Raw genomic sequence first — 13,522 nt, 5'->3', positions numbered from 1 at the left:
TTACTTACTCTCACGCTTAATCGTCAACGGGAAGACCTGATCTGCGCCGTATTGCGCAGTACAGCTGGCGATGCCATCACCGGCTTTACACACTAGTTCCGGCATGCGGTAACGCGATTTATCGCTGCAGGTCGCAGTATAGCGGCTGCGCACTTCCATGCTGCCGGCGCTGGTCATCGCGGCGGTGACATCGGCTTTACAGCGGATGTTGTCGCCCTGGGTAATGGTGGCGGTGCCTTTGCCGTTGCGGATTTGATAGCGCAGGCTTGGCGGTTTGCCGGTCGGCAGATTGGTTTGACGCAACGTGACGCGCCAGGTGCCGTTAATAAATTTCACCGATCCAACGCGCGCATCTTCGGTGGTCATCACCAAATCATCGGCTTTGGCCGGTTCGGTGTGTTCAGCCACCACCTCAGGCGGCGCGACAGGTGTGGCAACCGGCGCGGCGGCAACGACGGTGGCGGCGGTTTGTGGCAGCGTGGTGGCGAGTTTTTCCGCTTTAACCATCACGGCAGGCGGCTTACTCACCGGCACCGGCACATCCGCAACGCTAATCGCAGCCGGTTGCGGCGCGCTGTGCAGCCAGTAGGCGACGCCCGCAGCCACCAGCGCCGCAACCGGCAACAGCAGCATCAGCGGACGCACGGCAAAGGCGCGACGTGGCGGCGCGACAGGTTCGGGTAGCGGTTCAGGCGCGGCCTCAGCAATGACTTCAACCGCCGGTTCTTCGGCTTCAGGTTCCGGCTCAATCACCGGTTGAGCAGCAGCAGGCGGCACCTCGATCAGCGGCGCAATTACCGGCGCAACCACCAGCGGAGCAGGTGCTGGCGGTTCTGGCAGCAGCGGCGGCAGCGCATCTTCCAGCGAATCGCGCAGGCAGGCCAGCGCGTCATCACGCGAACGCGCCTGCGGATCAACAAAGCCCCAGAAGGTGATCACCGGTTTGCCATCCACCAGATAAACGTACTGCTGATCCGGGAACTGCAACGTTTTGCTCAGCAACGCACCAAACAAGCGCATCGCCGGATTCTCCGCATCGCGTGCACGCAGGCTCAGCGCCTGCAGATCCTGCTGGTTTAGCGTCAGCCGTTCCAGCGCCTGACGGCGCTCGTGATCGCTGGCACCCAGCCAGGATTTTACTTTGCCAGTAAATGGGGCGTACCAATCGAGGCGGTCACCGCGCTCGTTGACCTGCGGGATCGCGAGGCAATTGGCCAGCGTGGTTTGGCGGCGCAGGCGCAGGGTTTCACGGATTTGCAGCGCGGACGTCCAGACCGGCTGGCCGTTTTCACCCAGTGCCAGTACCGTGTCCAGATTGCCGCTGCGCAGAAAAGTTTTTGCCACTCGTTGGGCCCTTATCGGTGGTTGTCTGAGGCAGAACAGTGTGTGTTTTTGGCGATGATAGTGATCTTAAGCCAAATGCAGCGAAATCAAACGGCTGATAAAGGGGGAAAAACAGGGCGTTTTTCCCGCGTGCGGAGAAGATTGCTGAAATTTTAAGCGCGGCTGCGCGGGGAAAGGATCACATAGGTCAGCATGCCGCCGAGCAAACCCCAAAAGGCGGAGCCGATGCCGAGCAGCGAAACACCGCTGGCGGTGATCAGAAACGCCACGATGGCGCTGTCGCGCTGATCCGGTTCGGCTAAGGCGCGCTGCAAACTGCCGGACAGCGTAGCCAGCAGCGCGAGGCCCGCCAGCGTGGCAATTAACACCGGCGGCAAGGCGCTCAGCATGATGGCGATCAATCCGCCGGTAAATCCGGTCAGTAGATAGAACACGCCCGCCAATGCCGATGCCATCCAGCGGCGCGCCGGATTCGGATCGACATCGTCGCCCATACAGATAGCAGCGGTAATCGCAGCGATACACACCGAAAACCCGCCAAATGGCGACAGCACTAAAGCGATAAAGCCGGTCCAGCCGGTGAGCGCAGATACCGGCGGCTGATAGCCGTGCGCCTGCAAGGTGGCGATGCCGGGCGCATTTTGCGACGCCATGGTGACGAGAAAATAGGGCAAACCCACGCCAATCAGCGCCGCCAGAGTAAACTGCGGCATGATGAATTCCGGCCGACTGATCGCCAGCGCATGCGGCGGAAAGTGGATCGATTGCTGGCCGAGCGCCACCAGCACGCCCGCGATCAACGCCAGAATGATGGCGTAGCGCGGCAGCCAGCGGCGGCTCAACAACCACACCAGACACATGCTGCCGCACAGCGCGAAATTGCTCTGCAAACCGCTAAAGGTGCCGATGCCAAATTTCAGCAGAATCCCGGCCAACATCGCGGCCGCCAGCGACTGCGGAATGTGATTCATCAGGCGGGCGAACAGGCCGGTAACGCCGCATAACACAATTAACAGGTTGGTGGCGACAAACACGCCCACCACTTCATTCAGCGTCAAACCCTGCACGCTGGTGGCGAGCAGCGCCGCGCCAGGCGTCGACCAGGCTGCGAGGATCGGCATGCGTGTCCATAGCGATAAGCCGAGCGAGGCCAACCCCATACCTACGCCGAGCATCGACAGCCAGCCGCCAATCTGCGCCGGCGAAGCGCCCGCCGCCTGCGCCGCCTGGAAGATCAGCGCTGCCGTGCTGCTGTAGCCCACCAGCACGGCGATAAAACCCGAAATCAGCATCGGGAAAGAGAAGGCACTGCGTGTGGTGGCGGTGGTCATCAGGTCACATCCGATTGTGCGTTATAACGCACATTGTGGCATGGAGCGTTATAGCGCACAAGTGCTACACTGCGCGCGAGCTTTTCGGGAGAACACATGGAAAATTTGCATCAACATTTGAGTCTGGCGCTGAAACAGTTGCGTCAGGCCAACGGCTGGAGCCTGACGCTGGCAGCGGATCGCACCGGCGTGAGCAAAGCGATGCTCGGCCAAATCGAGCGCGGTGAATCGAGCCCCACGGTGGCGACGCTGTGGAAAATTGCCACTGGCTTTAACGTGCCGTTTTCCTTCTTTGTGCAGGGCAGCGATCAACCGCCGGGCAGCGTGGCGACCTTCAGCCAGCCCAACGCGCAGATGCAGGTCAAGTCGCTGCTGCCGTACGATGCCAGACTGCATTTTGATCTGCTGGAAGTGACACTGGCGGGTGGCGCGCAGAGTGATTCATCAGCGCATGAAAGCGGGGTGATTGAGCAGGTTGTGGTGCTGGAAGGCGAATTGTTGCTGGGCGTGGAAGGCACATGGCGCCGCTTGCTTTCGGGCCAGGCCAGCCAGTTCGCCGCCGATACGCCGCACAGCTACCGCAATCCCCTCAGCACGCCGCTGCGTTTCCACAGTTTGATTCATTATCTGCAGCGCGCCTAGGATCGCCATGCATGGCGACCACCTAACAATCTGGCACAATTACAAATTGATACGAAGGTAAACTACCCAGTTTGCCTTCGTATTTATATACTCGCGGCTCATCAGTAAGGAGAAGGTGCCATGAGCGACCTCAACAGCGCGGCGGCGTTACTGCGCAGCATCAATGGCAAACTGGCGCGTCGCCTGCGTGAATCGGCGCCGCCGGGCGATCTCACCTGGCCGCAGGTGTCGGTACTTGGCTATCTGGTGCGCGATGGCGCGATGACGGTAACAGAATTGGCTACGCTGGAAGGGGTGCGCACGCAGTCGATGGGCGCCACCGTGGCGAGCCTGCAGACGCTGGGTATGGTGCAGGGTGCAGCCGATCCGCTGGATGGCCGCAAAACCCGCTATCAACCCACCGATGCCTGCCTGAAACTGATTGCTGCCAACCGCGCACAACGCGATGACTGGCTGCTCAACAGCATCGCAACGCAACTGAACCCGCAGGAACAGCACACGCTGCTGGCCGCGCTTCCCTTACTGCAACGACTTGCCGACCAATAATCCTGAGAGGACTCAACATGGCTTTAACTACCCTTGACGACAACATCGCGCTGATTGTGATTGACCTGCAAAACGGTATTGTTGCGCTGCCGGTCGCACCGTTAGAGGCGCATGAAGTGATTGAGCGCTCAGCGCGTCTGGCCGATGCATTCCGTGGGCAAAAGCGCCCGGTGGTGCTGGTCAACGTTGCGGGCGGCGCGCCTGGCCGTAATGAGCAGCCGAAACACGCTGGCGATTTGCCCGCCGATTGGGCGACGTTAGTGCCGGACCTGGCGCAGCAGCGCGGCGACATCATCGTTACCAAAAAAACCTGGGGCGCTTTCCATAATACGGATCTGCACGAGCAGCTGCAGCAGCGCGGCATCACACAAGTGGTGATTTGCGGCATCGCCACCAGCATCGGTGTGGAATCCACGGCGCGTCAGGCGTATGAACTGGGTTACAACGTCACGTTGGCAACCGACGCCATGACCTGCCTGAATGCCGAAACGCATAAAAACAGCGTCGAGCGTATCTTCCCGCGCCTGGGCGAAACCGGCACAACCGATGATGTGCTGGCGTTGTTGAAGTAAGGATCATCGTAGGGTGCGCATTCATGCGCACCTGGCTTTCAGGTCGCCATGAATGGCGAGCCTACAGTTCCTGCCACGGATTCAGCAACATCACGCCAGTGGTATCAAAATCCCGTACGTTACGCGTGACCAGAATCAGCTCGTGATGAATCGCTGTCGCCGCGATCAGCGCATCGGTATGTGGGCGTTCATCAGGAATATGCAGCTGAGCGCAAAGGCGGGCCACGCTGCTATCAATAGAGAGTGTACGCCAGGCAAATTCTGTCAGAACCTGCTCTTGATACCAGCGCTGTAAATGATGGGCTTGCTGAGGGTCTTTACGGGCGAACTTAAGGATACCTTTTTCAATTTCCATCAGCGTCAATGCTGAAATAAACATCTCTTCAGCATCAATGCTTTTAGCCCAGGCAATCACCTGAGGATTGGCTTTAGGCGTCCCTGCCTTACGTAATTCTGAAATAACATTGGTATCCAGCAAATAGCGCATTAGAACTCCACATCCCTGTTGATTATGGTCGCACGTTCTGGCTCAAAATCGATATCTACGCCGTCCGGCATGGCGAGTGAATCTACGATGCTTCGGTTTGAACCCGTGAGTTTTTTATACGCTTCAAATGTCAGTAAAACATGTGCAGGATTGCCACGGTCAGTAATATAAACCGGGCCTTCCTCGGCGGCTTTTTTGGCCCGGGATACCTCCTGATTAAAAGCTCGACTGCTGATTCTCGTCACTGTCATCACGACCTCCATGATATGTAGAGATGTTGCTACATAACTATAAAGTAAGATGCAGTGCTGGACAATATTCAACCAATAAAAAAGCCCCGCAAGCGGCTTGCAGGGCTTTGATATCATCTATCCAACGCGTTTATTTACTGAAACTCATAACTCACCGTCAGGCCCACGCTGTAATTGCGGCCCGGCGCCGGTTCGTAATAGCGACCGTTGCTTTCATTCACGATCACCGAACCGATGTAGTTGCGATCAAACAGGTTATCGACGCGACCAAACAGATCCAACGTCCAGTTCTGCACCAGCCATTTATAACCGCTGTTCACGCCGACCACGGTATAAGACGGCGCTTTCACGTCATTCTCATCATCCGCCGCGATATCGCTCAGGTAGCGCATATCGGTTCCGGCATACCAGCCTTGGTCGGGCGCGTAAGCCAGTCCGGCGTAAGCCATGTTACGCGCAATGCCGGGAATGCGGTTGCCGTCGCAGCTTTCGGTGCCGCAGGCGTTAGAGCGGTAGCGGGCATCCAGCAAGGTCCATGCGGCTTTGAAGCGCCAGCTCTCGCCGAATTGCTGGTCGAGGCCCAGCTCCAATCCACGACGGCGGGTTTCACCGGCGTTTTTGTAGCTGGTGCGGCCTTCAAAGCTGCTGTCAGAAACGATCTCGTTTTTGGTGTCAGTCTGGAAAATCGCCGCAGTTAACAGGCCGTTGCCGATGCGTTTTTTACTGCCCAGTTCAACCGTTTCGCTGGTGGCAGGTTGCAGGTTGAGATTCAGCCCGGCCTGATCGGCGGCGCGATAGGACAACTCATTCAGCGTCGGCGTTTCGAAGCCGCGACCAGCAGAAACGTAGGCGTTCCAGCTGTTATCAATGGCGTAATTCAGCGCAGCGGCAGGCAACCAGCGGTGATAGCGACGATTGCCGCTGTCATCGGGATCGCTGTCGGTGACGTAATAGTCGTTAGAGTCGAAATTCACCGTACTGAAACGCACGCCGGCATCCAGCGACAGTTTATCGGTCAGCTGCCACGCGGTTTGCAGATAGGGATCGAGGTTCCACATCAGATTGCGTTCATTACGACGCATCTCGCCCTGTACGCCCAACTCGTCGCCGTTAAAGTTTTGATAACCTTTACGCTTCTCAGTCATGGTTTCATAGTCGAGCCCGGCGGTGAAGGTTACCGGAATGGTGAACAGCGCGTCGCGGTGCGTCCAGCGGGTGTCAATGCCCTGATAATGACGCGACAAAGCGATCACGCCGCCGGGATAACCTGCGCGCAGCTGGGTGGCTTTAGGAATGGATTGATACTGCGTGGTTTCACGTTCACCCGCATACATCATCACGCTCAGGTCATCGTTCTCACTCATCTGGCGCTGATAGTGCAGGCCTGCTTGGGTCTGATCGACGGTTTTACGCGCGTCGTACAAGCTCACGTTGCTGGCGACCTGGCGTGGATTATTTTTCCACTGCTCAGCGGTCAAACCGCCCGGGTCCTGCGCTTCAACGTGCACGCTGTTGAACAACAGCGTCAGGGTGCTGACATCATCGATGCGCACGCCGAGTTTGGCGTTGCCGAGGTTTTTCTGCGCCGAGCTGTGAGCGCGGAAGCCGTGCGTGGTAAAACGCGAGGCGGAAACCGTGTAGTTGACGTCGCCGGCTTGCGTACCGTCGCCGGTTGCGCCGCTGGCTTTAACGCTGTTGCGCCAGCTGCCGTAACTGCCGTACCAGCTGCTGGCTTCCAGCGTGGTGGGTTGCTGTCCGGTTTCGGTTTCAACGTTAATCACGCCGCCCGACGAGTTGCCGTACAGCGCCGAGAAGGGGCCGCGCAGCACGTCGATGTGATCGATGGAGCCGATATCGATGTTGGAAGTTTGTCCCTGGCCATCGGGCATGGTGGCGGGGATCCCGTCGACGTACATACGAATGCCGCGCAGGCCAAAGGTGGAACGCGAACCAAAACCGCGCACCGAAATCTGCAGGTCCTGGGCATAATTTTGACGGTTTTGAATTTGCAAACCGGGCACGCTGCTGAGGTTTTCTGACAAATTGACGCGCGGTGCCGCGTGGCGCATATCGTCGCCGGACACCACACTAACTGCCGCTGGCGTATCCAGTTCAGACAGTCCGGATGCGGACGGCGCCGCGCTCACCACCATGGTGTTGCTGGCCGCGTTTGCCGCCAGCGCCGAGACCGGTAACATCGCAGGCAGCATCATCAGCGAAGCCTGTCGCAGTAAAGCTATTTTCATTATGAAAGACCGTAAAAAGGGCGTGGAATGTACCGAATGGAACATTAATGGCGCGTATGTTAATCGTTTTATCATTTGTTTGAAAAGCGTAAATAGTATGACGGATTATTCATCATTGCGGCGTTGAAAATGTTTTTTCATCGCATCTCTGGCCTGGCTGCGACAGGGAAATTCTGTCAGTCTGGCGGTTTTGTCTTAAGGCACAAAAGAGAGGGAATGATGAGTCAACAACCTGTGGTCGCGGTACTGGGATTGGGCGCGATGGGGCATGCGTTTGCCGCTAACCTGTTGAAAAAAGGCTTCACGGTGCGCGGCTGGAACCGCACGCGTGCCAAAGGCGAAGATCTGCTGGATGCAGGCATCACGCTGGCCGACAGCGCTGCACAAGCGGTGAGTGGCGCGGATGTGGTGATCGCCATGCTGGCCGACGGCGATACCACGCGTCAGGCGCTGAACGACGCCAGCTCCGCGCTCAAGCAGGGCGCGACAATTTGCCAGATGGGCACCATCGGCGTGGCCGCCACCGATCAACTGATCGCGGAATTCAAAAGCACGCGTCCGGACGTGGTGTTTATCGATGCACCGGTTTCCGGCACTAAAGCGCCAGCAGAGAATGCGCAAATCCTGGTGATGGCCAGCGGCGATCAGAGCAACGCGCAGGCCGCCGAGCAGGTGTTCGCCGCGATCGGTAAAGGCACGCAGTGGCTGGGCGAGGCGGGCGCCAGTTCGCGCATGAAGCTGGTGGTGAATAGCTGGCTGATTGGTCTGATGCAGAGCCTGGCGGAAAGTACGCGTCTGGCGGAAGAGTTTGGTTTCAGCACCGACGATCTGTGGAAAGTGCTGGATGGCGGTCCGCTGGCGGCACCGTACGCCAAAATGAAACTTGGCATGATTGCCAGCGGCGATTTCACGCCGCAGATGCATCTGGTGTGGGCGCTGAAAGACGCCAAACTGGCGCTGGATGCGGCGGGCGATAGCAAACTGCCGGCGCTGGAAAACATCGTCGATGTCTGGCAGCAAGCGGTAGATGCCGGTTACGGCGAGCAGGATCTGGCGGCGGTTTATCAATATCTGAAACGCTAACATGAGTGCGCGGCTCAACTTCGACTTCGCCTATCGTCCGCTGGTGCCCTATGCGCACGATTATGCGCATGGCGACGCGGAGCCGTGGCATCACCACGCTTGCGCCCAGCTGATCCACACGCTGAGCGGCGTGGTGAAAGTGGAAACGCAGCACGGCAGCTGGATTGTGCCGCCGAGTCGCGGCGTCTGGCTGCCGGCGGGAACGCGTCACGCGCTGCACATTGTTGGCGCGGTGGCCGCGCGCACGCTATTTGTGGATCCGCTGGCGCGCGCCGATCTGCCCGCCAGTTGTCAGGTGGTGCAGATTTCGCCGCTGCTGCGCGAGTTGATTGTCAGCGCGCTGGCGCTGCCGGAGCAGTACGTTTCCGGCAGCCGCGCCGAGCGGATTTACGAGCTGATCCTCGATGAGATCCGCGTGATGGATGTGCTGCCGTTTGGTCTGCCGCTGCCGGAAAGCGAGCGGCTGCTGAGTTTGTGCCAGCAGATCCAGCAAGCGCCCGGGGAAAACTGGACGCTGGCCCGCGCGGCTACGCAACTGTGCGTGGCCGAACGCACGCTGGCGCGCCATTTTAGTCGCGAAACCGGGTTACAATTCAGCGACTGGGTGCGCCGCGCGCGACTGAGCGTGGCGTTGACCCGCCTAGCGCAGGGCGATAGCGTGCTGACGGTGGCGCTCGATCTCGGTTATGACAGCCCGAGCGCCTTCAGCGCGATGTTTCGCCGCGTGCTCGGCGTCACGCCAGCGAACTACTTTCCTGCGGCAGAAAAGCGTGCGCTGCGTTGAGCAGCGCCTGCAGTGAAGCGCGCGCCACATCATTATCAATGCCTACGCCCCACGCGCGTTCACCGCGTGCATTAATGCAGCTGATGTAGGTCACCGAACGACTGTCGCTGCGTTTGCCCAGCGTGTGTTCGTGATAATCCTCAATGGTGATGATTACGTCATAGCGCTGACGCAGCGCGGCAACGGCGGCTGAGAGCAAGCCGTTGCCTTTACCTTCCAGCATCAACCGCTTCGCGCCCTGTTGCAGCCGCGCCTTGAGGCGCGTTTCGCCTTTATCGTCGCTGTGACTTTCCGCTTCCAGCAAACAACGCACGGGCTGCGTTAAGCCGTAATGCTGACAAAACAACTGCCACAGCGCGTGATGGGTCATCTCCTGACCGTGCTGGTCGGTTTGCTGTTGCACCAGACGGCTGAAATCCTGCTGCAAGCCGCGCGGCAGTTGCAGACCGTGATTCTGCTCCAGCAGCCAGGCGGCGCCGCCTTTACCCGATTGACTATTGACGCGGATCACCGCTTCGTAGCTGCAGCCGATATCCAGCGGATCGAGCGGCAGATACGGCATCTGCCAGATTGCTTCTTCACGCTCAGCACGGGCGGCAAAGCCTTTACGAATCGCATCCTGATGCGAACCGGAGAAGGCGGTAAACACCAGTTCACCGGCATACGGATGACGCGGATGCACTGGCAGCTGGTTGCAGCGCGTCACCACTTCCAGCACCTGCTGGATATCGCTGAAATCGAGCTGCGGCGCGATGCCCTGAGTGTAGAGATTGAGCGCCAGCGTAACGATATCGACGTTGCCGGTGCGCTCGCCGTTGCCAAACAAACAGCCTTCCACGCGATCGGCACCCGCCAGCAGCGCCAGCTCGGCGCAGGCGATGCCGGTACCGCGATCGTTATGCGGATGCACGCTGATCGCGACCTGCGATCGCTGGCTGAAGTGGCGACAGAAAACCTCAATCTGATCGGCATAGACGTTCGGCGTGTTCACTTCGACGGTCGCGGGCAGGTTGATGATCATTGGACGCGCCGGGCCCGGTTGCCAAATCGCCGCCACCGCTTCGCAAATCTCCAGCGCAAACTCCGGTTCGGTAAAGCAGAAGGTTTCTGGCGAATACTCGAAGGTCCACGCGGTATCCTTTTGCGCTTCGCAACGGGCACGAATTTGCCGCGCACCGGCGCAGGCCAGTTCGATAATCTCGGCTTTGCTCTGGCGGAACACGCGCTCGCGGAACAGCGGCGCGGTGGCGTTGTAGAGATGAATAATGGCGTTCGGCGCGCCACGCAGCGCGTCGAAAGTGCGATCAATCAGATCGCTGCGCGCCTGGGTCAACACCTGAATCGCCACATCGTCTGGAATGTGCTTCTGCTCAATCAGCAAACGGACAAAATCAAAATCGGTCTGCGATGCCGCCGGAAAGGCCACCTCAATCTCCTTAAAGCCACAGCGCAGCAGCAGTTGCCAGAACTCCAGCTTGCGCGCGCTGTCCATTGGTGTCGCCAGCGCCTGATTGCCGTCGCGTAAGTCGGTAGAGAGCCAGCGCGGTGCCTGCGTCAGCTGGCGCGAGGGCCACTGACGATCGGGTAAGTCGATAACCGGAAACGGGCGGTATTTTGTAGCGGGTTGCGTGAGCATAACGATCTCCTTGTAATGTGGCGTTCAGTCTCGCCTGGCATCGCGCGGCGCGGCTCGCGCATTGCTGACAACCACTCGCGCAAAAGTGACAACCGGGTTCAGACTCTTACGCGCACACTCTGTAGCGGCGCGATTAATCGCGCATTTTTCTTGCGACACCGCGCTCCTCACGACATTGCGCAATAAATTGCGCCGCTACGATAATTGCGGTGATTGCATGCACAGTCTTTATGCGCCACGCGGCATATCTCATGCGAAATCGGCATCGGTCATTTGGCGCGCGCGGGTTAGGCTGGGGTTTTGCGCGATGGGATAAAACACAATGAAAAGAGCAGCTTTGGCACTATTAATCGTGACAGCCAGCGGCGCGGCGGCGGCAGAAACCGTGACGCTGCGCATTGCCGATCAAAAGGGAAATATGCACGCCGAAATGGAAGCGGCGCAGCAGTTGAACAACCTCAATTATAAAATCGAATGGGCCGAGTTCCCGGCGGCGGCACCGCTGGCGGAAGCGCTGAATGCCGGTGCGGTGGATGCCGGTATTATCGGCGATGCGCCGCTGCTGTTCTCACTGGCGGCCGGTTCGCAGGTGAAAGCGGTGGCGGTGAGCAAATCGGTACCCGAAGGATTGGCGGTGCTGGTCAGCCCGGATTCACCCATCAAAACCGTTGCGGAGCTAAAGGGTAAAAACATCGCCACCGGACGCGGATCGATTGGTCACTATGAGGCGCTCAAAGCGCTGGAGCAGGCGGGCGTCAGCGATAAAGAAGTCAACTGGCGCTTCTTAACGCCGGCGGATGCGCGCATCGCGCTGGCAAACGGTTCGGTGGATGCCTGGTCAACGTGGGATCCTTATACCGCGCTGGCGGAAGTGACCCACACCGGACGCGTGCTGGTGAACGGCGTCGGCCTGTCCAGCGGCAACAGCTTCCTCGCGGCCACCGACGCCGCGCTAAACGATGAAGCCAAACGCGCGGCGCTGCAGGATTACGTCAATCGCTTAGCCGCCGCCGATCGCTGGGCCAACAGCCATGTCGATGAGTACTCGACCACGCTGGCAAAAATCATCGGTTTCCCGAAAGAGGCGGCGGCGAAATCCTTCTCACGTCGCAAATCGCACTGGCAAAGCATTGATGATGCCACCATCGGCCAGCAGCAGGAGACCGCCGATTTCTACCAGAAATACGGGTTGATCCAGCAGCCTCTTGATGTGAAACCGACTTTTTATCACGGCTTAAAGGTTGCGCAGAACTAACCCTTTGTGCGCCCGCATTTGGCGAAACAGCAGCGCGCGCGTAGCATGGCGCCATGTTGTTTCGTCAAAGAACCCCTCATGTTGCTAAAAACCTTCGACGGTCATAACGACCTGCTTCTCAATCTGTGGCTGCATCATCGCGATGATCCGGCGCAGGCCTTTTTTCACGGCATCGAAAAGGGCCACCTCGATTTTCCGCGCATGCAGCAGGGCGGTTTTGCCGGTGGGCTGTTCGCGATGTTTGTGCCGCCAGCGCGCTATGTCAAAGAGGTCGCGCCGCAGCGAGCGGAGGAAAATCTCGAACCGCTGGCGATTCTCTGGCAGCAACTCGACATCCTGAAAACGCTTGCGGCGCAATCTGATGGGCGGGCGCGGTTATGCCTTAACACCGCTGATATTGCCGCCTGTCGCGCGGACGGCGTGCTGGCGCTGGTGGCGCATATTGAGGGCGCAGACGGGTTTGATGGCGAGGGTGAAGCGCTTGATGCGTTTTACCAGGCGGGCGTGCGCAGCATCGGGCCGTTCTGGAATCTGCCCAATCGCTTTGGCGCAGGCGTCAGCGGATCATTCCCCAACTCACCGGACAGCGGGCCGGGTTTGACCGAACAAGGTGAGCAGCTGATCGCCGCTGCCAATCGGCATCGCATGCTGATCGATATGTCGCATATGAACGAGAAAGCCTTCTGGGACACCGCGCGCCTGTCAACCGCGCCGCTGGTGGCGACGCATTCCAATGCGCACGCGCTTTGCGCGCAGCCGCGCAACCTGACCGACGATCAGCTGCGCGCCATTCGCGACAGCGGCGGCGTGGTGGGCGTGAATTTTGGCAACGCTTTTCTGCGCAGCGACGGAAAACGCGATAGCGACACCGCATTGATCGAAATTGTTAAACATGTTGAGCACCTGATCGCGATAATGGGCCGCGATCATGTGGCGCTGGGCTCCGATTTTGATGGCATCAGCGTGCCTGAGGCGCTGAAAGATGTGAGCGGATTACCGCATCTTTATGCGTTGTTGCGTTCGTTCGACTACGATCAAACAGCACTTGAGCAGCTTGCATGGGGCAACTGGCAGCGCGTGTTGCAACAAATTTGGCAGGATTAGCACCATTCCCTTACCGAATCAGGGTTGATCTGCTCGCTACATTGGCGCAACATCTGCGCGCGTACGGATTGCGATGTGATCTAAGTCACAGCCGCAATCCTCTTCAGCAGAGATCTCTCTGCGTTTTTGTTTTATGAGGAAGACCATTATGTGGAAAAAACCTGCGTTTATTGACCTGCGTCTGGGCCTGGAAGTGACTCTGTACATCTCCAACCGCTAAGACTTCTGCCCGCCGTTCGTG

General features: G+C 58.7%; 14 protein-coding genes. 8 read left to right on the top strand and 6 right to left on the bottom strand.

Annotation, left to right across the window (positions count from 1 at the left end):
* Window positions 1-1,344 (bottom strand): SrfA family protein, encoded by a 1,344-nt coding sequence (locus tag K5Y33_RS06430; RefSeq protein ID WP_222233511.1) that lies wholly within the window; start codon window positions 1,342-1,344, stop codon window positions 1-3.
* 152 nt (window positions 1,345-1,496) lie between these two features.
* Entirely contained in the window at window positions 1,497-2,675 is a 1,179-nt protein-coding gene (locus K5Y33_RS06425; RefSeq protein WP_217546752.1) for a benzoate/H(+) symporter BenE family transporter, read from the bottom strand.
* Between the two features lie 96 nt (window positions 2,676-2,771).
* Here K5Y33_RS06425 and K5Y33_RS06420 point away from each other — a divergent pair, with 96 nt between their 5' ends.
* The 3 genes from K5Y33_RS06420 (at window position 2,772) to K5Y33_RS06410 (ending at window position 4,435) form a co-directional block, all read left to right on the top strand.
* Window positions 2,772-3,317 carry a helix-turn-helix domain-containing protein gene (locus K5Y33_RS06420; protein WP_110866077.1) on the top strand — a complete coding sequence of 182 codons (546 nt, stop codon included), beginning with the start codon at window positions 2,772-2,774 and terminating at the stop codon, window positions 3,315-3,317.
* A 120-nt stretch (window positions 3,318-3,437) separates the two neighbouring features.
* Complete coding sequence (locus K5Y33_RS06415) at window positions 3,438-3,863, top strand: MarR family winged helix-turn-helix transcriptional regulator (protein ID WP_192411906.1); 426 nt, start codon at window positions 3,438-3,440, stop codon at window positions 3,861-3,863.
* 17 nt (window positions 3,864-3,880) lie between these two features.
* Window positions 3,881-4,435, top strand: a complete 555-nt coding sequence (locus K5Y33_RS06410; RefSeq protein ID WP_222233510.1) for an isochorismatase family protein — start codon at window positions 3,881-3,883, stop codon at window positions 4,433-4,435.
* Window positions 4,436-4,496: 61 nt separating this feature from the next.
* Here K5Y33_RS06410 and K5Y33_RS06405 read toward each other — a convergent pair whose 3' ends face one another.
* The 3 genes from K5Y33_RS06405 to pqqU all read right to left on the bottom strand — a co-directional run bounded on the left by K5Y33_RS06405 (window position 4,497) and on the right by pqqU (window position 7,419).
* Window positions 4,497-4,922 carry a type II toxin-antitoxin system VapC family toxin gene (locus tag K5Y33_RS06405; protein ID WP_192233729.1) on the bottom strand — a complete coding sequence of 142 codons (426 nt, stop codon included), beginning with the start codon at window positions 4,920-4,922 and terminating at the stop codon, window positions 4,497-4,499.
* A complete protein-coding gene (locus K5Y33_RS06400; RefSeq protein ID WP_101764487.1) occupies window positions 4,922-5,173 on the bottom strand; it encodes a type II toxin-antitoxin system prevent-host-death family antitoxin in 252 nt (83 codons plus the stop codon). Before K5Y33_RS06400 ends, K5Y33_RS06405 begins: the two co-directional genes overlap by 1 nt.
* Before the next feature lie 134 nt (window positions 5,174-5,307).
* Complete coding sequence (pqqU, locus tag K5Y33_RS06395) at window positions 5,308-7,419, bottom strand: TonB-dependent receptor PqqU (RefSeq protein WP_222233509.1); 2,112 nt, start codon at window positions 7,417-7,419, stop codon at window positions 5,308-5,310.
* A gap of 129 nt (window positions 7,420-7,548) precedes the next feature.
* Between pqqU and K5Y33_RS06390 the strand changes: the two genes are divergently transcribed.
* Window positions 7,549-8,502, top strand: coding sequence for an NAD(P)-dependent oxidoreductase (locus tag K5Y33_RS06390; RefSeq protein WP_192411902.1), 954 nt, complete (start codon window positions 7,549-7,551; stop codon window positions 8,500-8,502).
* Between the two features lies 1 nt (window position 8,503).
* Window positions 8,504-9,286 (top strand): helix-turn-helix transcriptional regulator, encoded by a 783-nt coding sequence (locus tag K5Y33_RS06385; protein ID WP_222233508.1) that lies wholly within the window; start codon window positions 8,504-8,506, stop codon window positions 9,284-9,286.
* Here the strand turns inward: K5Y33_RS06385 and leuA are convergent.
* Entirely contained in the window at window positions 9,237-10,922 is a 1,686-nt protein-coding gene (leuA, locus tag K5Y33_RS06380) for a 2-isopropylmalate synthase (protein WP_222233507.1), read from the bottom strand. The two genes, K5Y33_RS06385 and leuA, sit on opposite strands and share 50 nt — an antisense overlap.
* A 322-nt stretch (window positions 10,923-11,244) precedes the next feature.
* Here leuA and K5Y33_RS06375 point away from each other — a divergent pair, with 322 nt between their 5' ends.
* From K5Y33_RS06375 to pqqA, 3 genes are all read left to right on the top strand, one after another.
* Entirely contained in the window at window positions 11,245-12,177 is a 933-nt protein-coding gene (locus K5Y33_RS06375; RefSeq protein ID WP_222233506.1) for an ABC transporter substrate-binding protein, read from the top strand.
* Between the two features lie 78 nt (window positions 12,178-12,255).
* The gene (locus K5Y33_RS06370; RefSeq protein ID WP_222233505.1) at window positions 12,256-13,281 is read left to right on the top strand and encodes a dipeptidase; all 1,026 of its coding nucleotides are present in this window, start codon (window positions 12,256-12,258) and stop codon (window positions 13,279-13,281) included.
* Window positions 13,282-13,429: 148 nt separating this feature from the next.
* Entirely contained in the window at window positions 13,430-13,501 is a 72-nt protein-coding gene (pqqA, locus tag K5Y33_RS06365; RefSeq protein WP_002905689.1) for a pyrroloquinoline quinone precursor peptide PqqA, read from the top strand.
* The last annotated feature ends 21 nt before the right edge of the window (window positions 13,502-13,522 follow it).

The organism is Pantoea sp. DY-17, assembly GCF_019795975.1.
In the GTDB taxonomy this organism is placed as follows: domain Bacteria; phylum Pseudomonadota; class Gammaproteobacteria; order Enterobacterales; family Enterobacteriaceae; genus Pantoea; species Pantoea leporis.
The sequence above is the reverse complement of the archived record's forward strand: the minus strand, read 5'-3'. Positions and strand labels throughout refer to the sequence as shown.

Coding starts and splice junctions, on each gene's coding strand:
- K5Y33_RS06425 (WP_217546752.1), bottom strand. CDS start 2,675: ATGACCACCGCCACCACACGCAGTGCCTTCTCTTTCCCGATGCTGATT.
- K5Y33_RS06420 (WP_110866077.1), top strand. CDS start 2,772: ATGGAAAATTTGCATCAACATTTGAGTCTGGCGCTGAAACAGTTGCGT.
- K5Y33_RS06415 (WP_192411906.1), top strand. CDS start 3,438: ATGAGCGACCTCAACAGCGCGGCGGCGTTACTGCGCAGCATCAATGGC.
- K5Y33_RS06410 (WP_222233510.1), top strand. CDS start 3,881: ATGGCTTTAACTACCCTTGACGACAACATCGCGCTGATTGTGATTGAC.
- K5Y33_RS06405 (WP_192233729.1), bottom strand. CDS start 4,922: ATGCGCTATTTGCTGGATACCAATGTTATTTCAGAATTACGTAAGGCA.
- K5Y33_RS06400 (WP_101764487.1), bottom strand. CDS start 5,173: ATGACAGTGACGAGAATCAGCAGTCGAGCTTTTAATCAGGAGGTATCC.
- pqqU (WP_222233509.1), bottom strand. CDS start 7,419: ATGAAAATAGCTTTACTGCGACAGGCTTCGCTGATGATGCTGCCTGCG.
- K5Y33_RS06390 (WP_192411902.1), top strand. CDS start 7,549: ATGTTTTTTCATCGCATCTCTGGCCTGGCTGCGACAGGGAAATTCTGT.
- K5Y33_RS06385 (WP_222233508.1), top strand. CDS start 8,504: ATGAGTGCGCGGCTCAACTTCGACTTCGCCTATCGTCCGCTGGTGCCC.
- leuA (WP_222233507.1), bottom strand. CDS start 10,922: ATGCTCACGCAACCCGCTACAAAATACCGCCCGTTTCCGGTTATCGAC.
- K5Y33_RS06375 (WP_222233506.1), top strand. CDS start 11,245: ATGAAAAGAGCAGCTTTGGCACTATTAATCGTGACAGCCAGCGGCGCG.
- K5Y33_RS06370 (WP_222233505.1), top strand. CDS start 12,256: ATGTTGCTAAAAACCTTCGACGGTCATAACGACCTGCTTCTCAATCTG.